This is a genomic window from Sphingomonas pokkalii, from assembly GCF_003096275.1.
GTDB lineage: Bacteria > Pseudomonadota > Alphaproteobacteria > Sphingomonadales > Sphingomonadaceae > Sphingomonas > Sphingomonas pokkalii.
Map to the genome: position 1 here is coordinate 111,384 of NZ_QENQ01000001.1, position 19,971 is coordinate 131,354.

Sequence of the window (19,971 nt, forward strand, 5' to 3'; positions counted from 1 at the left end):
ATCCATTCGCCTGTGCGCTGGGAGCAAGAACCGCGGCACCAGCGCCAATGGATCCCCGCCTTCGCGGGGATGACGGCTTGGTTTTTCCTTGGGCGATAGCTCTGCCCTGGCGGGGGAGGAAACGGCTATCTACTCGTGCGCGCCGTTGGGCTTCGGCGTCACCGCCTTGGCGTGCGCGCCCGACTTGCAGGCGCGGATCGTCTCGGGCTCGGGTCGCGCGCCGCGCGCCTCGAACACCGCCATGTACCCGCCCGCCGACGCCATCGGCAGCATCGAGACCTGCGCATAGCCCACCGCGGCGAACTCGCATTTGAGCAACGCGGGCGGGGTGCCGTGATTCTCGGTCGCCCGATCGGCATCGACCACGATCACCTGCCCGCCCGGCGCCAGCGACGGGCGGAGCCGCCACAGGAACTCGTACGGCGATTCGATCTCGTGATACATGTGCACCATCAGCACGCGATCGAAGCTGTTCTCCGGCAGCCGGGGATCGGCCGGCAGCCCAAGCCGCACGCTGACATTGTCGAGCTTCTCGCGCACCACGCGCGTCGCGAGCTGGCTGATATAATCGGGGACGATGTCCTCGGCGACCACCCGCCCCTTGGCGCCGACGCGCTGGCCGAGGCGGATCGTGTAATAGCCCTCGCCCGCGCCGATATCGGCCACGGTCATGCCCGGCTTGATGCCGGCCAGATCCATCACCTTGCCCGCTTCGTTCAGCCGGTCGCGCGCCTCCTCGTTCGACCAGCGCGACGAGACGATCGTCGCCACCGGCCGGTCCGCGGCCGGGAAGCCGGTGTTCGACGAATCGCCGCTTTCGTTGCGCAGACCCGGCGAACCGCCGTCGCACGCCGCCAGCAGCAGCGTCACGCCGAGCAGCAGGGGCCGCACGGGCAAGCTCAATCGACATCCTCCACCACGACGGCTTCGCCCGTCACCCGCTGTGCTAGCGCGGCGGCCATGAAGCTGTCGAGATCGCCGTCGAGCACGTCGCTCGGCGCGGTGGAGGTAACACCGGTGCGCAGGTCCTTCACCAGCTGGTAGGGCTGGAGCACGTAGGAGCGGATCTGGTGGCCCCAGCCGATATCGGTCTTGGTGGCGTTGACCGCATTGGCCGCCGCTTCGCGCTCGGCCAACTCGCGCTCGTACAGGCGCGCACGGAGCTGGTTATAGGCCTCGGCCCGGTTCTTGTGCTGCGAACGCTGGTTCTGGCACTGCACGACGATGCCGGTCGGCAAGTGGGTGATGCGCACTGCCGAGTCGGTGGTGTTGATGTGCTGTCCGCCCGCACCCGAGGCGCGATAGGTGTCGATGCGCAGCTCGCTCTCGTTGATCTCGATGTCGATATTGTCGTCGATCACCGGATAGACCCAGACGCTGGCGAAGCTGGTCTGGCGGCGCGCGTTCGAATCGAACGGGCTGATGCGGACCAGGCGGTGAACGCCGCTCTCGGTCTTGGCATAGCCATAGGCGTTCTCGCCCTTGAACAACAGCGTCGCCGACTTGATGCCCGCCTGTTCGCCGGCGTGATAGTCGATCAGCTCGACCTTGTAGCCGTGGCGCTCGGCCCAGCGCGTGTACATGCGCTGGAGCATTTCGGCCCAGTCGTTCGATTCGGTGCCGCCGGCGCCGGCGTTGATCTCGATATAGGTATCGTTGGGATCGGCCTCGCCCGAGAGCAGCGCCTTGACCTTGTCGCCATCGGCGCGCTCGGCAAGCTGGCGCAGGCTGGCGGTGCCGTCGGCGGCCATTTCCTCGTCGCCCTCGGCCTCGGCCATCTCGATCAGCTCGACCGTGTCGCTCAGCTCACTCTCGATCGCGCGCGTCGCGGTGATCGATTCGTCGAGGCGGCGACGCTCGCGCATCACGTCCTGCGCCTTCTTGGCGTCGTTCCACAGCGTCGGATCCTCGACGCGCGCGTTGAGCTCGTCGAGGCGGCGCAGCGCGCGGTCCCAGTCGAGCGAGCGGCGCAGCAGCGCGAGCGCCGCGTTGATCTTGTCGACATATGCCTGCGCTTCAGCGCGCATGTTCCAAACCTTCCGAAGTAATCGCCGGCCGCATCACGGACGATGCGGCGATTCAAGCCAATATAGGGTGCGCCGGCCCCGCTAGTAGATTCCGCCCTGGCGTTGCAAGAAGTCGCTGTCGCCCTGGCGATCGGCCTTGCGCTGCGTGGTCGGGGCAGCGGCGGGCGCAACCTCCGCATTCGCCGTGCGCCGGGTGCGGCGCGGATCGCTTTCCGGACGGAATGCTTCCCAGATGATCGGCGACAGCGGATCCTCGGTCGGCCAGCCGCCCTGCACCGGACGCCCGCTGCCGCGGTCGATCCGCACCATGCGGATGCCCGGCGGCGCGGTGAAGGGCAGCACGTCCATGCCCTTGAACGCCGGCACGGCGAATTCCTTGAAGATCGGCGCGGCGATCGATCCGCCCTGGGCATAACCGCCCAGGTTCGACGGGCTGTCATAGCCGAGATACAGGCCGCCGATCATCTGCGGGGTGCCGCCGACGAACCACACATCGGTCGGCCCGTTGGTGGTACCGGTCTTGCCCATGATCGGCCGGCCGAGATCGCGCAATACGGTTGCGGTGCCGCGCTGGATCACGCCCTCGGTGATATGGACCATCTGATAGGCGACCATCGGATCGAGCACCTGTCGCGCCCGCGAAACCGGTCGCGGCATCGGCTTGCCGTTCCAATCGGGCGCGTTGCACCCCTGGCACGCACGCCAGTTGGCGGGGAAGATCACCCGCCCGCGGCGATCCTGCACGAAATCGATCAGGGTGGGATTGAGCGCCCGGCCATGGTTCACCAGGATCGAATAGGCGTTCACCATCCGCAGCACGGTCGTCTCGCCGGCACCCAGCGCATAGGAGAGATAGGGATTGAACCGCGTCTTCGAAATGCCGATGCGCTGGATGAGGTCGACGACCTTGTCCATGCCGGTGGTGTTGGCGATCTGCACCGTCATCAGGTTGCGCGATTGCTCGATGCCCCAGCGCAGCGTGTGCGGGCCGGCGCCGCGGGCATTGCCGAAGTTGCGGAAGCACTTCTGGCCCAGCCCCGCCCCCTGCCACACGCAGAATGGGCCGTCGACGACGATCGAGGCGGGCGTCATCCCGTTCTCGAGCGCGGCGGCATAGACGATCGGCTTGATCGTCGATCCCGGCTGGCGGGTTGCCTGGGTGGCGCGATTGAACGCCTGCAGCCTGGAATCGAACCCGCCCTGCATCGCCAGGATGCGGCCGGTGGACGGGTCTTCGACGACCATGCCGCCGGAAATCTTCGGCACGCTGCGCAGGCTCCAGCCGCCACCTTCGGGCGCGACCGCCACGATGTCGCCCACCTTGATCGCATCGAAGGCATGGCCGCCCTTGCCGCGGATCGGCATGGCGGCTGCAGCGGCGGGCAGCACACCAGTCTCGCCATCGTCGAAGCCAAGCTGGGCCGCGCGGGAATCACGCGCGATCACGACTGCGGCGCGCCAATTGTCGTAATCGACGCCGATATTCTTGGAAGCAAAGGCCGAATACCAGCCATCGCCTTCGAACGCGACGGTGCCGATCGGGCCGGACCAGCCCCGCCCGCGATCGAAGCGCAACAGCCCGTCCCGCAACGCCCGCTGGGCATAGGCCTGCAACTGCGGGTCCAGCGAGCTGCGTACCCACAGGCCGCCATCATACACGCTATAGGGGCCGTCCTCGCGATTCTCGCCGAACTCCCGCGCGAGCTGGCGGCGGACTTCCTCGACGAAATAGCCGCCCACCCGCTCGAAGCGCGGCGTCTGGCGCGGCACGGTGCCGAGCGGTGCCGCTACGGCCGAATCATGCTGTGCCTGATCGATGAAGCCGTTGCGCAGCATCTCACCCAGCACCCAGTTGCGGCGGGCGAGCGCCCGCTGCGTATTGCGATCGGGATCGTAATTGGCCGGCCCCTTGGGCAGGATCGCCAGATAGGCGAGCTGCGATAGCGCCAGCTTGTCGAGCGGTTTGCCGAAATAGGCCTCGCTCGCCGCCGCCACGCCGCCCGAATTGCGCCCCAGCTCAATGGAATTGAGGTACAATTCCATGATCTGCTGCTTGCTGAGCGTATCCTCGATCCGCCAGGCAAGGATTGCTTCCTTCAGCTTGCGCATATAGCTCGCCTCGTTGCCGACGGCGAGGTTCTTGGCGACCTGCTGGGTGATGGTGGAGGTGCCGCGCGGCGTCTTGCCGCGGATCAGGCCCTCACCGGCAGCGCGCACCAAGCCGGGGAAATCGAGCCCATGGTGCGAGAAAAAGGTGCGATCTTCCGCCGCCATGAAGGCGCGTACCAGCAGCGGCGGGAACTCATTATAGCTCAGCTGTACCCGCCGCATCTGGGCATAGGCATGGATCGGCGCCCCATCGGCGGCGCGCACATAGCTGGGCAGCTGCGGTTCATAGCGACGCAGCGTCTCCACCGATGGAAGGTGGCGCGCGACGAGCAGCCACAGCAGGAACGCCCCCAGCCCGGCCAGCAGCGCCAGCGTCGCCAGCACGCGGAACCACCAGCGTCGCCGCAGCCGCTGCCAGCGCCCGCGCCAGCGGCCGGGCTCCCGCTCGATACGCAGATGGGTGGGGGAAGTGTCGCCGTCGGCCATGCGGCGGGGGGTGTAGCACCTTTTCCGCGCGAGAAAAGGGAGCGGTGTCGGCGGCCTGCCGCAGGTTCAGCGGCGCGGGCCGCGCGTGGCGAGAAAGATCTCGGTGGCGCGACGCACGCTCGCCGCCAATTGTGCACGCCCCGCCGCCGAACCGAGGAAGCGCAGATCCTGCGGGTTCGAGACATAGCCCAGTTCGAACAGCACCGAGGGCACGTCCGGCGCTTTCAGCACCGCCAGCGCCGCCATCCGCCGCGGGCGCGGGTGCAGCCGCATCGCCACGCCCGCCTCGCGCTCCAGCAGATCGGCATAGCGGGCGGAAACCTCCATCGTCCGCCGCTGCGCCAGATCGATCAGCAGCGATGCGACATCAGCCCCGGCCGCCCGCAGATCGACGCCCGGCAGCAGATCGGCGCGGTTCTCCCGGGCCGCCAGCCGTGCGGCTTCCTTGTCGGATGCGACTTCGGACAAGGTATAGATCGTGCCGCCGGACGCCTTCGCATCGGTTGCGCCGTCGCAGTGCAGCGAAAGGAACAGCGCCGCGCCCATCCGGCGAGCACGCTCGGTGCGCTGCTCGAGCGAGACGAACCGATCATCCTCACGCGTCATCGCCACACGTACCCGGCGCGACGCAAGCAGGGCGTCTCGAATCGCGCGCGCGGCGGCCAGCGTCAGCGTCTTCTCCGGCACGCCGCCGACACCGATCGCGCCGGGATCGCGCCCGCCATGCCCGGGATCGAGCACCACCAATGGTAGGTCGGGGCCGGGCGCCACCATCGGGGAACCGGCGATCAGGGCCATTGCGAGCAGCACCCCGCCGCCTATGCCGCGCGCGGCGCCTGCCGGTCCAGCGATATCGCGGCGCCATGGTTAACCCGATGCCAAGCTTTGGGCGGTAGCCTGCCGCCGGTCGTCGACAGGGGCGCCCTCGCGGGGCGGAAAGATACAAGTCCCCTTCTTCCGGCGCCAGTTGCCGCAACGACATAGCGGTGCTAGGCAAGTAACGCTTCCGGCATTGCGCCGGATCAGGCCGCGGCCCTAAATGTCGCGACAGTTCAGGTTGACGCTCGCATGAGGCAATTTCCCCACCGTCCGCATCGCCAGGCCCTCGCGGCCGGCAGCGTGGCGATGGTGGAGCAAGGGGACCGCTGGTCCGCTCGTGCCCGTGCAGCAACAGCAGTTTTTGAAACCCGCGCCACCGCGATCGGCACCGCCGGTCGCGGGCGCTTCTTATATCGCGCGCTCGCGCCCCATTCCTTCGAGGAACTGTGCCGGCGCGCCCGGAGAATCATCAATGACCATGCGTATGCTGATCGACGCACGCCACCGGGAAGAAACCCGCGTGGCCGTCGTCAAAGGGAATCGAATCGAGGAATTTGACTTCGAGTCCGCTGAGCGCAAGCAGCTCAAGGGCAATATCTATCTCGCGAAGGTAACCCGTGTCGAGCCGTCGCTGCAGGCGGCGTTCGTCGATTACGGCGGCAACCGCCACGGCTTCCTCGCCTTCTCGGAAATTCATCCCGACTATTACCAGATTCCCAAAGAAGACCGCGAAGCACTGCTGCGCGAAGAGGCCGAGCATGCCGCGCAGGAAGCCGCGCTGCGAGAGGCCGACGGGGATGACGACGACGATCACCACGATCATGACGACCATGAAGACGGCGTCGAAGTCGTCGAGCGTAGCCATGACGACGAGGAAGCATCCGACGGCGAGGACGCAGCCCAGGGCGGTCGCCGCCGCCGCGGCCGTGGCGGCAATGGCGACGAAGCCGAAGCGCTGCGCCAGCGCCGCATGAATCTGCGCCGCCGCTACAAGATCCAGGACGTGATCCGCCGCCGCCAGGTGCTGCTGGTCCAGGTCGTCAAGGAAGAGCGCGGCAACAAGGGTGCGGCGCTGACCACCTATCTCAGCCTTGCCGGCCGCTACTGCGTGCTGATGCCGAACACCGCGCATGGCGGCGGCATCTCGCGCAAGATCAACTCGGCCGCCGATCGCAAGCGCCTCAAGGGCATCATGGCGGACCTCAAGCTGCCTGCCTCGATGGGCTGCATCGTCCGCACCGCCGGCCTCCAGCGGACCAAGACCGAGATCAAGCGCGATTTCGATTATCTCGCCCGCCTTTGGGACGAGATCCGCGAGAAGACGCTGTCTTCTTCCGCGCCCGCGCTGGTCTATGGCGACAGCGACCTGATGAAGCGGGCGATCCGCGACATCTATAACCGCGACATCGACGAGGTGATCGTCGAGGGCGAGGAAGGCTATCGCCAGGCCAAGGACTTCATGAAGCTCCTGATGCCGAGCCATGCCCGCAAGGTGCGGCAATATGCCGATGCGGTGCCGCTGTTCCAGCGCGCCGGCGTCGAGGAGCAGCTGTCGGCGATGTACCATCCGGTGGTGCAGCTCAAGTCGGGCGGCTATCTGGTGATCAACCCGACCGAGGCGCTGGTGTCGATCGACATCAACTCGGGGCGGTCGACGCGCGAGCACAATATCGAGCAGACCGCGACCGCGACCAACCTCGAGGCCGCCCAGGAAATCGCCCGCCAGCTCCGCCTGCGCGACATGGCGGGCCTGGTCGTGATCGACTTCATCGACATGGATCATTCGTCCAACGTCCGTAAGGTCGAGAAGGCGATGAAGGAGGCGCTGAAGAACGATCGCGCCCGCATCCAGGTCGGCCGCATCTCGCCGTTCGGCCTGATGGAAATGAGCCGCCAGCGCCTGCGCACCGGCGTGCTCGAAGCCTCCACCCGCACCTGCCCGCATTGCGAAGGCACCGGCCTCGTCCGCACCGCATCGTCGGCGGGCCTGTCGGCACTGCGCATGATCGAGGACGAGGCAGCCCGCGGCCGCGGCTCGGAAATCCTGCTGCGCGCCAGCCAGGAAGCCGCCTTCTACGTGCTCAACAAGAAGCGCGGTGAGCTGGCCGAGATCGAAGATCGCTACGGCGTGATGATCGAAGTCGCGGCGGACGGCGAACTGGAAGGCGCGCGCATGACGGTCGAGGCCTCGGGCCCGCCGCCGGCCTATGCACCGAAGATCGAGCCGCTGCTCGAGGAGCCGGAAGAGGACTTCGTCGAGGAGATCGAGGAAGAGGAAGAGGAGCTCGAAGCGGAAGCGGACGCCGAAGCCGCCGAACCGCGCGAGCGTGGCGAACGCCCGGAGCGCGGCGAGCGTGAGGGCGAAGGCCGCGGTAAGCGCCGTCGCCGCCGTCGCGGTCGCGGCCGTCGTGGTCGCGAGGAAGGCGAAGCCGGTCAGGACGAGCAGGTCGAGACCGAAGGCGCCGAGGGCGATGTCGAGGCCGACGAGGCCGACCCGGCCGAAGTCGAGGCGGCTGCCGAGACCGAGGAAACCGCTGCCCAGCGCGAGGAAGGCGAGCGCAACCGCAAGCGCCGTCGTCGCGGCCGTCGCGGCGGCCGTCGCGGTGCCGGTGAAGAGGGTGCCGAGCAGGCCGCCGACGACGCTGGCGAGGCCGATGAGGCCGAAGCGCCCGTCGCCGCGCCCGAGCCCGTAGCCGAAGCAGCCCCTGCCCCGGCAGCGGTAGAGGCGGAGACCGAAGCGGCACCGGCGCCGAAGAAGCGCCGCAGCCGCAAGAAGGCGGAAACCGAAGCCGCACCGGCCGCCGAAGCGCCGGTTGTTGCCGAGGCCCCTGCGGAGGAAGCACCGGCCAAGCCGAAGCGCACCCGCCGCAAGAAGGCCGATGTCGAAGCGGAAGCCGCGCCTGTCGCCGCCGAAGCGCCGGCAGAAGAAGCGCCGGCCAAGCCGAAGCGCACCCGTCGCAAGAAGGCAGACGTCGCGGCCGAAACCGCACCCGAGGCGCCAGCCGTCGACGCACCGGCGGCGCAGGACGCGATTCCGGCAGCCGAGGAGCCGGCCGCAGCGGAAGCCACGTCCGACGCGTCTGGCGAGGAAGGTCAGCCGCGCCGCGGCTGGTGGCAGCGGACCTTCGGCGCCTGATGACGTTTCCCGGCGCGGCCACATGCCGCGCCGGGGCTTCATGATCGGTTCAGGGCCGCCTCGCCAGGGCGACGCCGCGAACGAGTTCTCCGGGAGTAGGGATCATGGCGCGCATCCACCGATTGGCCACGCTGCTCGCGATGCTGTGTCTCGCACTGTTCGCGACACGCCCGGCGATGGCGCAATCGGTGTTACGCGACGCCGAGACCGAGGCGCTGCTGGCGGACATGGCCAAGCCGCTGTTCGCCGCCGCCGGGCTGAATCCGGCCAATGGCAAGGTGGTGCTGATCGCCGATCCGTCGATCAACGCCTTCGTCGCTGGCGGGCAGATCGTCTATATCAATTCGGGCCTGATCGATGCAGCCGATACCGCCAATCAGGTTCAGGGCGTCGTCGCCCACGAAATCGGCCACATCGTCGGCGGGCACGCGGTTTTCCAGCGCGACGGCGGCTATGGCAACATCTCGATCCTCAGCCTGTTGCTGGGCGCGGCGGCGATGGCCGCGGGTTCGGCCGAAGCCGGCACCGGCATCCTGATGGCCGGCCAGCGCGCCGCAATCGGCAAGTATCTCGCCTATAGCCGCGTGCAGGAATCCTCCGCCGATGCGGCGGGCGTGCGCTTCCTCAACACCGCCGGCATCAGCGGCAAGGGGATGCTCGGCTTCTTCCAGAAGCTGACGCAGGAAATGCACCGCTATGGCTATTACAGCACCAGCCCGGAGGTGGATCCGTTCGCGCAGACCCACCCAATGTCGCAGGATCGCGTCCAGACGCTGACGACCGATCTTCAGAATTCGCCCAGCTGGAACAAGCCGCTGGATGCGGACCTCGAACGCCGCTTCAAGCGCGTCCAGGCCAAGCTGCGCGGCTATACCAACGATCCGAAGAAGACGCTGCGCATCTATCCCAAGACCGACACCTCGGCGCCGGCGCATTATGCCCGTGCCTACGCCTATCATCAGTCCGGCTATCCCGAACAGGCCGCCGAAGAAACCGCGGCACTGGTCAAAATGGCGCCGAACGACCCGTATTTCCTCGAGTTGCAGGGCCAGATCCTGCTCGAATCGGGCCATCCCAAGGCTGCGCTCGATCCACTGCGCAAGGCGACACAGCTTTCGAACAACGCGCCGCTGATCGCCAGCACGTTCGGCCACGCACTGGTTGCGACCGAGGACAAGGCGAACCTGAAGGAAGCCGAGCAGGTGCTGCGCGATTCGCTGACCCGCGATCGCGACAATCCCTTCGCCTGGATCAACCTCGGCACCGTCTATGATCGGATGGGCGACGAGCCGCGCACCGCGCTCGCCACCGCAGAACGCGCCAATCTGATCGGCGATGCCGGCACGGCGATGCTCAGCGCACGCCGGGCGATGGCCGGCCTGCCGCAAGGATCGCCCGAATGGATCCGCGCACAGGATATCGCGATGGTCTCCGAACAGGCGATGAAAGACGACAAGCGCAACAAGGGGCGCGGCGGACAATAATGAATCGGTTGAAACTATTCTTCGCCGGCGTGCTCCTCGTCGCCGCGCTGCTGGGTGGCCTTGGCGCGCTCGGGCTGCAACGGCTGTTGCCGGGGATCGGCGGCAGCCAGGCGCAGGTGGAACGGATCGTCCACAACTATCTGCTCGATAACCCGGCGATCCTGCGCGAGATGATGGAGCGGCTGCAGCAGCAGGAAAATGCCGAAGCGCTGAAGGCGCAGGGCGATGCCCAGGCCGCCGTGCCCGCCGCGCTCCCCGCCCTCACCACGCCGTTCGGCAGCGCCTGGGCGGGAAACCCCAAGGGCGACGTGACCGTCACCGTTTTCATGGACTATGCCTGCGGCTATTGCCGCGCCAGCCTGCCGGCGCTGGCCGAGCTGATCGCCAAGGATCCCAACGTCCGGGTCATCTATCGCGAGTATCCGGTGCTGGGCGAGGCGAGTGTCACTGCCGCGCGCTTCGCCCTGGCCGCGGCGCAGCAGGGCAAGTTCCGTGCGTTTCACGATGCCCTGTTCGCCAGCGATGGCCCCAGCAATGCCGCGATCGGGGCGGCGTTGGCCAAGGCCGGACTGGATCCGGCCGCGACGCAGAAACTGGCCACGAGCGAAGCGATCGCGAAGGAGATCGATCGTAACCATCAGATCGGCGCAAAGCTGGCGATGAACGGCACGCCCGCCTGGGTGGTGGGCAGGCAGATCCTCTACGGCGCGCGCGATTATCAGGCGCTGGCCGACGCGGTCGCAGCCGCGCGGAAGGCGAAGTAAGGGTCCACCCCCAAAGCTGAAGCCGTATCCTCCCCCGCCAGGGGGAGGTGGTCCGCGAAGCGGGTCGGAGGGGGAGGATGCCAGACCGATAGCGGCGTGCGTCCTCCCCCTCCGCCAGGCTGCGCCTGCCACCTCCCCTTGGCGGGGGAGGATACGGCTTCGATGCAAATACTCTATCGTCGAAGGACTTGGTCCCACACCTTGCCCCGGGGTGAACGCCACCCTAGCTATCGGGCTCCTTCCGGCCGGGGCTATCCTTTCATGCAACCCATCCTGTCGCTGCGCCAGGTCAGCAAGACCTACGCATCGGGCCACACCGCGCTCGATCATGTCGATCTCGATATCAAGCGTGGCGAGATCTTCGCATTGCTGGGCCCCAACGGCGCCGGCAAGACCACGCTGATCTCGATCATCTGCGGCATCGTCACGCCCAGCACGGGCACGATCCTCGTCGATGGCGATGATGCGATCCGCCACCCCCGCACCGCCCGCGCCAAGATCGGGCTGGTGCCGCAGGAGGTGGCGGTCGACATGTTCTCGCGCGTCGGCTCGGCCGCCCGATTCTCGCGCGGGCTGTTCGGCAAGGCGCCCGATGCCGCCTATTGCGACCAGTTGCTGAAAGACCTTTCCCTTTGGGACAAGCGCGACGCGAAGGTGATGGAGCTTTCGGGCGGGATGAAGCGTCGGGTGATGATCGCCAAAGCGCTTTCGCACGAGCCGGACATCCTCTTCCTCGACGAACCCACTGCTGGCGTCGATGTCGAGCTGCGCCGCGACATGTGGAAGCTGATCGGCCGGCTGCGCGATCGTGGCACCACCATCATCCTGACGACGCATTACATCGAAGAGGCCGAGGAGATGGCCGACCGGGTCGGCGTGATCGACAAGGGCAAGCTGTTGCTCGTCGAGGAAAAGGCCACGCTGATGCGCAAGCTCGGCAAGCGCGAGCTGGATCTGAGCCTGGTCGAGCCGCTGGCCGCGCTGCCGCCCGAACTCGCCGACTGGCAGCTGAGCCTGGAGGATGAAGGCCGCCGCCTGCGCTACACCTTCGATGCCCAGGCGGAACGCACCGGCATCCCGTCGCTGCTGCGCACGCTGCATGATCTGGGCATCGCCTTCAAGGATCTCGATACCTCGAAGTCGAGCCTGGAAGACATCTTCGTCGATCTGGTGGGAGCACGCGGATGAGCGGCATCAATTTTCACGGCATCCGGGCGATCTACACATTCGAAATGGCGCGCACGATGCGCACCTTGTGGCAATCGATCGCGACACCGGTCATCACTACCTCGCTCTATTTCATCGTATTCGGCGGGGCGATCGGCAGCCGGATCGATTCGATCGGTGGCGTACACTATGGCAGCTTTCTGGTGCCGGGGCTGATCATGCTGTCCCTCTTGACCCAGAGCATCGCCAACGCCTCGATCGGCATCTATTTCCCCAAGTTCACCGGCACCGTGTTCGAACTGCTGTCCGCTCCGATCTCGGCGATCGAGATGGTGGTCGGGTTCGTCGGCGCCGCCGCCACCAAATCGGTGGTGATCGGGCTGATCATCCTCGCCACCTCTGCACTGTTCGTGCCGCTCAGGATCGATCATCCGGCAGCGATGCTCGCCTTCCTGGTGCTCACGTCGATCACCTTCAGCATGTTCGGCTTCATCATCGGCATCTGGGCGCGCAGCTTCGAACAGCTGAACATCGTGCCGTCGCTGCTGGTGACGCCGCTCACCTTTCTCGGCGGGGCCTTCTACTCGATCGACATGTTGCCCCAGCCCTGGCACACGGTCAGCCTGTTCAACCCGGTCGTATATCTGGTCAGCGGCTTCCGCTGGAGCTTCTTCGGCAAGGGCGATGTCGCGATCGGGTGGAGCCTGGGCTTCACCGGCGGCTTTCTGCTGCTGTGCCTTGCGCTGATCGTGTGGATCTTCCGCACCGGATATCGGCTGAAGAACTGACGCGCCCCTATAGCAGCACGTCGACAGCGTGGATTGCCACGCCGACCATACCGCCCACCAGCGTGCCGTTGATGCGGATATATTGCAGATCGCGGCCCACCGCATTCTCGAGGCGGGAGGTGACGGTCTGCGCGTCCCATCCGCGGATCGTATCCGATACCAGCCGGACGATGCCGTCGCCATAATCGGATGCGGCGCCCACGGCGGTACGGCGGACGAAGCGATTGATCGTGCGCGCCAGCCGGGCGTCGGTCTGCAGCGTGCCGCCGAACTGGCGCAGCGCCTCGCCCATCCGGCCGCCCAGGGCACGCTCGGGATCGCGCGCCAAGCGCAGCATCGCCGCGCGGCTCTGCTCCCACAGCCCATCGATCCAGCGCTGAAAGCCCTGGTTCTCGAGCATCTCCAGCTTGAACGCCTCCACCCGTGCGCGCAGCTCCGGATCGTGCTGCAGCCGCTCGGCGAGGCGCTCCAGCCCTTCCTCCACCTTGCCACGCACGGGATGTTCGGGGTCTTCGGCCATCTCGTCGATCAGCTTCTTCAGCCCCTCGATGATCTTGGTGGCCAGCGTCTCGTCCAGCCCGGTCCAGCGCATCACCGCGCCCGCGCGGGCATGAACCATCTCACGGATCAGATGCTCGTTGGCCTCCAGGATGCGCGCGCCGCCGCGGATCATCGAATCCAGCAGCGGCAGGTGGCGACCATTGGCGATCGCCGCTGCCAGCGCCTGGCCGAACAGCGGCGCGACATCGATCGCACGGAGCCGGGACGCGATCGCCCCCTTGGCCATGCCGCCCAGCCGCACCTGATCGAGCGATTCGAGAATATTGGCCGCCAGCCGGGAGGCGCCCGCGCCGATCCGGCCGGTGCCGTGCGCCGGCGCCGCGAGCCAGCGCCCGGCCGCCCCCGCCACGTCCAGCCGCTGCATCCGCCGCGCCACCACCCGCGGGATCAGGAAATTGGCGCGCAGGAACTGGCCCAGCGTCTCGGCGATGCGATCCTTGTTGCGCGGGATGATCGCGGTGTGCGGGATCGGCAGGTGCAGCGGGTGGCGAAACAACGCCGTCACCGCGAACCAGTCGGCCAGACCACCTACCATCGCCGCTTCGGCAAAGGCACGCACGAACGGGAGAACGGGGTGCAGATCCGCATAATGGCGCGCGAGCAGGAACAACGCTGCCATGAACAGCAGCAGGCCGGTGGCAGCCCGCCGCATCCGGCGGAGGCCAGAGGGAGCACTGTCGGCGGACAAGGAGGAGACTGGGGCCATGGCGAGCGGAACGCGGCTCAGCGCCACATGCTCCCCGGGCGGGACATCAGGCAGGAACGGGAGGGCATCCGGCGGTCGTTCATGCCGCAGACCATGCCCTCCCCCAGCCCGGCTCGCAAGCAAGCCGCGTCGATATCACTCCGCCGGCTGGACGCCGTCGTCGCCCGGCTTGTGATCGATCGCCCCCGCCTCGGGCGCAGGCCCGAGCACGCGGCTGCCGTCATCGCCCGGACGATAGGTGAGCAGCCGCCGCGACAGGCGCGGACCCAGCCAGCCCTCCAGCCCCACCGCGAGGCTGAACAGCGCCGGCACGATCACCAACGTGAGCAGCGTCGAGACGATCAGACCGCCGATCACCACCACGCCCATCGGCGCGCGGAACGACGAGTCGCCGTTCAGCGAGAGGGCGGTCGGCACCATGCCGGCCACCATCGCGATGGTGGTCATCAAGATCGGCTGAGCGCGCTTGTGGCCGGCATCGACGATCGCCGCCACCTTCGGCACGCCCTTCTCCATCTCTTCCAGCGCGAAATCGACGAGCAGGATCGAGTTCTTCGCGACGATCCCGAACAGCATCAGGATACCGATATAGACCGGCAGGCTGATCGGCATCCCCAGCAGGGCAAGCATCACCAACCCGCCCAGCGGCGCGTTGAGCAGCGAGCCCATGTTGACGATCGGCGAAACGAAGCGGCGATACAGCAGCACCATCACCGCGAAGACCAGGAAGATGCCCGATGCCAGCGCGATGAGGAAGTTGGTGATCATCTCCGCCTGCCACTTGGCCTGGCCCACCGTCATCTCGGTCACGCCCATCGGCAGCGCCTTCATGATCGGCAGCGCGTGGATCTCCTTCATCACGTCACCGGAAACATAGGGCTTTCCGGTCGCCGGGTTCATCGCGAGATCGCCGCCGACGACAAGCCGCCGCTGCAGGTTCAGGCGATCGATCTTGGTCGGCCCGGCGGCGAAACGGATGTCCGCCACCGCCGACAGCGGCACCGATCCGCCGTTACCCGTCTGTACGCGCATGTTCTGGAGCGTTTCCAGCTTGGCGCGCGCATCCTGGTTGAGCGCAACCCGGATCGGGATCTGCCGATCGGAAAGCGAGAAGCGCGCACTGTTCTGCTCAATGTCCCCCAGCGTAGCGACGCGGATGGCATTGGACAGCGCGGCGGTGGTTACGCCAAGATCGGCGGCGAGGTCGAGCCGCGGCGAGATCACGATTTCCGGCCGCTGCAGATCGCCCGAGACGCGCGGCGCGACGACCGATTTCAGCCCCTCCATCTGCTTCACCAGCGTGAGCGCAGTCTGGTTGAGCAGCACCGGATCCTCACCACCCAGCGTGATCGTCAGGTCCCGCCCCGAGGAGCCCCAGCCGAACTGCGAACGGAAGTTCACCCGCGCATCCGGAATGGCGAGCAGCTTGGGTGCCACACGCTTTTCGAATTCGGTGCTCTTCTCGGTGCGTCCGCTCTTCTTGTCGGCCAGGTCGGCGGTCACGCGGCCATTGGCGACGAAGGTACGGGCATAGGTATGTTCCACCCCCGGTTCGGCGCGCAGGATCGCGGCGACCTGCTGCACGACGCGGTCGGTCTGCGCCAGCGTGGTGCCGGGCACCATTTCGATCGTGGCGGTCACGCTATCCTGGTCCTGCGCCGGCTGGAAGGTCTGCGGCATCAGCACCATCAGCGCGACGGTGCCGCCCAGCGACAGCACATAGGCGAGAATCGCAACCCAGCGATGCAGCAGCGTCCATTCCAGCAGCCGCACATATAGTCGCATCACCGGCCCGCCACCATGTTCGACATGGCCGTGCGCCTTCAGGAAATAGGCGGCGATCATCGGCGTGAGCATCCGGGCGACGGCCAGCGACATCAGCACCGCAGCAACGACCGTCAGGCCGAAATTCTTGAAGAACTGGCCCGAAATGCCGGGCATCAGGCCCACCGGCAGGAACACCGCGACGATCGACATGGTGGTGGCAAGCACCGCCACGCCGATCTCGTCGGCCGCGTCGATCGAAGCCTGATAGGCCGATTTGCCCATCCGCATGTGGCGGACGATGTTCTCGATCTCCACGATCGCATCGTCCACCAGCACGCCCGCCACCAGGCTGAGCGCAAGCAGCGTCATCTGGTTGAGCGTGAAGCCCAGCATGTCCATGAACCAGAAGCTGGGAATCGCCGATAGCGGGATGGCCAGTGCCGAGATCACCGTCGCCCGCCAGTCGCGCAGGAACAGGAAGACGACGACCACGGCGAGCACCGCGCCTTCGATCATCGCCTCCATCGCGGTATGATATTGCTCCAGGGCGTATTTGCTCTGGTTGTTGAGCAGCTCGAAACGAACCTTTGGATTGTTCTTTTCCAGCGCCCGCAGCTTCTGCTGCGCCTCTTCGAAGATGGTGACGTCCGATGCGCCCTTGGCGCGCTGGATGTCGAACGAAATCACCGGATGCCCGTCATAGCGCGCCAGCTTGCGCTGCTCGGCATAGCCATCCTTCACCAGCGCGATATCCGCAAGCCGCACGGTACGGCCGACGCCGGTCGAAATCTGGGTCTGGCCCAGCGTATAGGCGTCCTTGGCGTTGCCGACGACGCGCAGCGACTGTTCGAAGCCCGAAATCTCGGCACGGCCGCCCGCGGCGTTCAGGTTCACCTGGCGCAACTGCTGGTTCACCTGGCTCGCGGTCAGGCCGAAGCTGGCGAGCTTGGCGGGATCGAGCACGACGCTGATCTCGCGATTGACGCCACCATTGCGCTGTACGGCGGCCATGCCGTTGATCGACAGCAACTCCTTGGTGACGCTGTTGTCGATATACCAGGAAAGCTGCTCCACCGTCATGTCGGTGGCGGTGGCGGCGAAGCTGGCCACTTCGTTGTCGCTCGCGCTGTCGACGCGGCCGACCTGCGGCTCCAGGATGCCGTCGGGCAGGTTGCCGCGGATCTGCTGGATCGCGCTGCGCACGTCTTCCACCGCGCGATCGATCGGGGTGCCGATCGCCAGCTGCACCACCGTCTGGCTGTTGCCTTCCGAGACGGTCGAGTTGATCTCGTCGATGCCCTGCAGGCTGCGGACCGCGGATTCGACTTTCTGGGTGATCTGCGTCTCCAGCTCGCTCGGCGCGGCGCCGGGCTGGCTGATCGAAATCCAGACGATCGGAAAGTCGATGTCCGGGCTGTTGTTCACGTCCATGCGGCTGAAGCTGACCAGCCCGGCGATGGTGAGGAACAGGAACAGGACGATCGGCGGTACCGGATTGCGGATGGCCCAGGCCGAGATGTTGCGAAAGCTCATCGCGCCGATCCCTTACTTCTTCTCGAGCTGGGGTATGACCTTCTGGCCCGGATTGAGGAACGCACCCGCGGTCATCACCACGCGTTCGGTGCCGTCCAGCCCAGTCCTGATCTGAACGCCCTGATCGGAAACGTCGCCGGTGGTTACCGGACGGCGGACCGCTTCGTTCCTGTCGTTCAGGATGTAGACGTAATTGCCCTGCTGGTCGCTCTGCACCGCAGATTGCGGGAGCATCACCGCCGTCACATTGCCTGCGACGATGGTCGCGCTGGCGAAACCGCCGGGACGCAGCGCCGGGCTATAAGGCAGCTCCACCCGCGCGATGCCGAGCCGCGTCGTCGGATCGATCACCGGCGAAACCTGCCAGACCTGCCCCTTGAAGCGCAGTTGGGTGCCGACCGGGGTTACTTCGGCAGGGGCGCCGACGCGGAGCTTCTGGACATCGGATTCGGCGAGCTGGGTACGCAGTTCGAACTTGCCGCCCATCGCCATGCGGAACAGCGCGCCCGATGCGGAACTCACGATCTGGCCCGGTTCGATCTGGCGCGCGAGCACCAGGCCGGCTTCCGGCGCGCGGATATCGAGCCGGTGGTTGCGCGCCTGGGTTTCGGCGAGTTGCGCCTTGGCGACGCGGACACGGGCAAGCGCCTGGTCGCGGGTGGCGGTGCGCTGGTCGATATCGGCGCGCGAAATGAACCCGTTGCTCACCAGCTTCTGGGCGCGTTCGAGATTGGCCTGGGCCAACTTCGCCTCGGCTTCGGCGACGCGGATCTGCGCTGCCAGCGACTCGGCAGTCTGCACCTGCACCGAACGATCGACCACGGCCAGCACCTGGCCCTTCTCCACCCAGCTGCCGGCATCCACCAGCACCCGCGTGACGATTCCGCCTTCGCCGGCAACGCCCACCGGCATCTCGCGCTTGGCGGCCAGCGAGCCGTTGCCGGTGACGATCGTCGAAATCGCCTGGCGGCCCGGCGCGGCGACCGTCACCGTCTGCAACTGGGTCTGGGCCTTGCCGTCCTTCGCGGCCGGCACCTGCTCGCCGGCTGGGCTGCGCATGATCAAAGCGGCTGCGATCACGACCAGAACGAAGGCGGCCAGGCCGATCCACAGCCAGCGCCGTCCACGCCGCTCCGGTTCCCCCTCGAAACCGAGCCGCTCCTGCCGTCCCAACATGCCTGCCTCGTAATTCATGCGCCTACCCCGCTCGGGACGAGCGATCGTCTCCGGTCGCACTGTATTATCGGAATATATCACCGGCCACAAGGCCGATGTACCACGCCCCGACGAATGCCTGCTTGTACACGTTCGTTCAAGTCACAGCCAAGAAAATCTCCTGTATGTGCGCTTCCGTGCAAGTAACGATGGATCCCGCCTTCGGCAGATCCGTTCAGGCTGTGTTCGTCTGCGGCCGTCGACAAGCCGGTGCAGGGAAACGACCAACCACTGGAGAAATACCCATGATCCGCACCTTGCCGCTCGCCGCCCTGGTGGCGCTGGCTACCGCGCCCACGGCATTTGCCCAGGCCGGCCCGGTCACCCAGGCGCTGCCTGCCGATGCCACCGTGCTCGACGTGGTCGCCGAAGGGACGACCACGCGCGTGCCCGATCTCGCCGTGATCCAGGCCGGAGTCGTCATCGCAGCGCCGACGGCCGCGGCGGCCATGCAGCAGAATGCCGCCCGCATGGCGGCGGTGCTGGCGGCGCTGCGCAAGGCGGGAATCGCCGAACGCGACCTGCAGACCACCGCGGTCAGCCTCTCGCCGCAATATCGCTATCAGGAGAACAAGCCTCCGGTGATCACCGGCTATCAGGCGTCGAACCAGGTGACGGTGCGGTTTCGCGATGTGGCGAAGAGCGGCCCGATCCTGGACATTCTGGTCGCCCAGGGCGCGAACAACATCGCCGGCCCGCACCTGACGCTGTCGGATGAAGAGGGCGCGCTCGACGAGGCTCGTCGCGATGCGATCGCCCGCGCCCGCGCCCGCGCGACGCTCTACGCGCAGGCCGCGGGTCTCAAAGTGGAGCGCATCCTGCTGATATCGGAGAGCGGCAGTTCCGTGCCACCAGCGCCGATGCCGATGCTCGCGATGCGCGCCAAGGCATTCGCGCCGCAGGAAGACAGCGCGATCGTGCCCGGCGAGCAGAAGATCACCGCCAGCGTTTCGGTGCGCTTCCTGCTCAAATAGGTCGCTGCGCGGCCGCCACGCAGCCACGAAAAAGGGCCGCCCCGGCAGGGCGGCCCTTTTGTTCGTCGATCGCGGGCGGTCGCCGATTAGCGGACGGCGCCGCGGCGAACCAAGTTCACGATCGCGAGCAGGATGACGGCACCAACCAGCGATACCAGGAACGTCATCGGCGTGATGACGCCGCTGTTGATGTTACCACCGAACAACAGTCCGCCGATAAAGGCGCCGACGATGCCGACGACGATGTTCAGGAAGATGCCCTGCTGGGCATCGGTCCGCATGATGATGCTTGCAAGCCAACCGACCACACCGCCGATGACGAGCCAAACGATAAAGCCTACCATTCGTCCCTCCTTTTACTTGCCCGGCGCCCCGGGCGACGAAAAGGAAATCGATCGATCGTCTAGTTTGTTCCGGGGCCTTATTTTCTGGAGC

14 protein-coding genes are annotated in these 19,971 nt (G+C 66.7%); 6 read left to right on the forward strand and 8 right to left on the reverse strand.

Translation table 11 applies throughout. The features are described 5' to 3' along the window. Positions 1 to 129 precede the first annotated feature (129 nt). The 4 genes from DD559_RS00535 to DD559_RS00550 all read right to left on the reverse strand — a co-directional run bounded on the left by DD559_RS00535 (position 130) and on the right by DD559_RS00550 (position 5,432). A complete protein-coding gene (locus DD559_RS00535; protein WP_240610352.1) occupies positions 130 to 897 on the reverse strand; it encodes a class I SAM-dependent methyltransferase in 768 nt (255 codons plus the stop codon). Between the two features lie 2 nt (positions 898 to 899). After that, positions 900 to 2,027, reverse strand: coding sequence for a peptide chain release factor 2 (prfB, locus tag DD559_RS00540; RefSeq protein WP_116467478.1), 1,128 nt, complete (start codon positions 2,025 to 2,027; stop codon positions 900 to 902). A gap of 81 nt (positions 2,028 to 2,108) precedes the next feature. Then, entirely contained in the window at positions 2,109 to 4,622 is a 2,514-nt protein-coding gene (locus DD559_RS00545) for a penicillin-binding protein 1A (RefSeq protein WP_116467479.1), read from the reverse strand. Between the two features lie 66 nt (positions 4,623 to 4,688). Further along, positions 4,689 to 5,432: an N-acetylmuramoyl-L-alanine amidase family protein gene (locus DD559_RS00550; protein ID WP_240610064.1), complete on the reverse strand. Its 744-nt coding sequence runs from the start codon at positions 5,430 to 5,432 to the stop codon at positions 4,689 to 4,691. Positions 5,433 to 5,925: 493 nt separating this feature from the next. Here DD559_RS00550 and DD559_RS00555 point away from each other — a divergent pair, with 493 nt between their 5' ends. From DD559_RS00555 to DD559_RS00575, 5 genes are all read left to right on the forward strand, one after another. Further along, positions 5,926 to 8,577: an Rne/Rng family ribonuclease gene (locus tag DD559_RS00555; protein ID WP_116470615.1), complete on the forward strand. Its 2,652-nt coding sequence runs from the start codon at positions 5,926 to 5,928 to the stop codon at positions 8,575 to 8,577. Positions 8,578 to 8,681: 104 nt separating this feature from the next. Next, on the forward strand, positions 8,682 to 10,061 hold the full coding sequence (locus DD559_RS00560) for a M48 family metalloprotease (protein ID WP_206364413.1): 1,380 nt from the start codon (positions 8,682 to 8,684) through the stop codon (positions 10,059 to 10,061). After that, positions 10,061 to 10,825 (forward strand): DsbA family protein, encoded by a 765-nt coding sequence (locus DD559_RS00565; RefSeq protein ID WP_116467481.1) that lies wholly within the window; start codon positions 10,061 to 10,063, stop codon positions 10,823 to 10,825. The genes DD559_RS00560 and DD559_RS00565 overlap by 1 nt, the downstream gene beginning before the upstream one ends. A 261-nt stretch (positions 10,826 to 11,086) precedes the next feature. Further along, positions 11,087 to 12,013, forward strand: coding sequence for an ABC transporter ATP-binding protein (locus DD559_RS00570; RefSeq protein WP_116467482.1), 927 nt, complete (start codon positions 11,087 to 11,089; stop codon positions 12,011 to 12,013). Next, positions 12,010 to 12,780, forward strand: a complete 771-nt coding sequence (locus DD559_RS00575; RefSeq protein ID WP_206364414.1) for an ABC transporter permease — start codon at positions 12,010 to 12,012, stop codon at positions 12,778 to 12,780. Before DD559_RS00570 ends, DD559_RS00575 begins: the two co-directional genes overlap by 4 nt. A gap of 7 nt (positions 12,781 to 12,787) precedes the next feature. Here DD559_RS00575 and DD559_RS00580 read toward each other — a convergent pair whose 3' ends face one another. The 3 genes from DD559_RS00580 to DD559_RS00590 form a co-directional block, all read right to left on the reverse strand. Next, complete coding sequence (locus tag DD559_RS00580; protein ID WP_240610065.1) at positions 12,788 to 13,993, reverse strand: DUF445 domain-containing protein; 1,206 nt, start codon at positions 13,991 to 13,993, stop codon at positions 12,788 to 12,790. A 189-nt stretch (positions 13,994 to 14,182) separates the two neighbouring features. Beyond that, positions 14,183 to 17,347, reverse strand: coding sequence for an efflux RND transporter permease subunit (locus DD559_RS00585; RefSeq protein WP_116467483.1), 3,165 nt, complete (start codon positions 17,345 to 17,347; stop codon positions 14,183 to 14,185). A 12-nt stretch (positions 17,348 to 17,359) separates the two neighbouring features. Continuing rightward, entirely contained in the window at positions 17,360 to 18,541 is a 1,182-nt protein-coding gene (locus DD559_RS00590; RefSeq protein ID WP_116467484.1) for an efflux RND transporter periplasmic adaptor subunit, read from the reverse strand. A 266-nt stretch (positions 18,542 to 18,807) separates the two neighbouring features. On the opposite strand from DD559_RS00590, the gene DD559_RS00595 reads away from it, so the two are divergent. Further along, a complete protein-coding gene (locus tag DD559_RS00595; RefSeq protein ID WP_116467485.1) occupies positions 18,808 to 19,536 on the forward strand; it encodes an SIMPL domain-containing protein in 729 nt (242 codons plus the stop codon). Positions 19,537 to 19,622: 86 nt separating this feature from the next. Here DD559_RS00595 and DD559_RS00600 read toward each other — a convergent pair whose 3' ends face one another. Further along, positions 19,623 to 19,880: a GlsB/YeaQ/YmgE family stress response membrane protein gene (locus tag DD559_RS00600; RefSeq protein WP_116467486.1), complete on the reverse strand. Its 258-nt coding sequence runs from the start codon at positions 19,878 to 19,880 to the stop codon at positions 19,623 to 19,625. Between the last annotated feature and the right edge of the window lie 91 nt (positions 19,881 to 19,971).

Excerpts from the sequence above, each read along its gene's own strand:
- prfB (WP_116467478.1), bottom strand. The coding sequence starts at position 2,027 with ATGCGCGCTGAAGCGCAGGCATATGTCGACAAGATCAACGCGGCGCTC.
- DD559_RS00545 (WP_116467479.1), bottom strand. The coding sequence starts at position 4,622 with ATGGCCGACGGCGACACTTCCCCCACCCATCTGCGTATCGAGCGGGAG.
- DD559_RS00555 (WP_116470615.1), top strand. The coding sequence starts at position 5,926 with ATGCTGATCGACGCACGCCACCGGGAAGAAACCCGCGTGGCCGTCGTC.
- DD559_RS00560 (WP_206364413.1), top strand. The coding sequence starts at position 8,682 with ATGGCGCGCATCCACCGATTGGCCACGCTGCTCGCGATGCTGTGTCTC.
- DD559_RS00565 (WP_116467481.1), top strand. The coding sequence starts at position 10,061 with ATGAATCGGTTGAAACTATTCTTCGCCGGCGTGCTCCTCGTCGCCGCG.
- DD559_RS00570 (WP_116467482.1), top strand. The coding sequence starts at position 11,087 with ATGCAACCCATCCTGTCGCTGCGCCAGGTCAGCAAGACCTACGCATCG.
- DD559_RS00575 (WP_206364414.1), top strand. The coding sequence starts at position 12,010 with ATGAGCGGCATCAATTTTCACGGCATCCGGGCGATCTACACATTCGAA.
- DD559_RS00580 (WP_240610065.1), bottom strand. The coding sequence starts at position 13,993 with ATGCGGCGGGCTGCCACCGGCCTGCTGCTGTTCATGGCAGCGTTGTTC.
- DD559_RS00585 (WP_116467483.1), bottom strand. The coding sequence starts at position 17,347 with ATGAGCTTTCGCAACATCTCGGCCTGGGCCATCCGCAATCCGGTACCG.
- DD559_RS00590 (WP_116467484.1), bottom strand. The coding sequence starts at position 18,541 with ATGAATTACGAGGCAGGCATGTTGGGACGGCAGGAGCGGCTCGGTTTC.
- DD559_RS00595 (WP_116467485.1), top strand. The coding sequence starts at position 18,808 with ATGATCCGCACCTTGCCGCTCGCCGCCCTGGTGGCGCTGGCTACCGCG.
- DD559_RS00600 (WP_116467486.1), bottom strand. The coding sequence starts at position 19,880 with ATGGTAGGCTTTATCGTTTGGCTCGTCATCGGCGGTGTGGTCGGTTGG.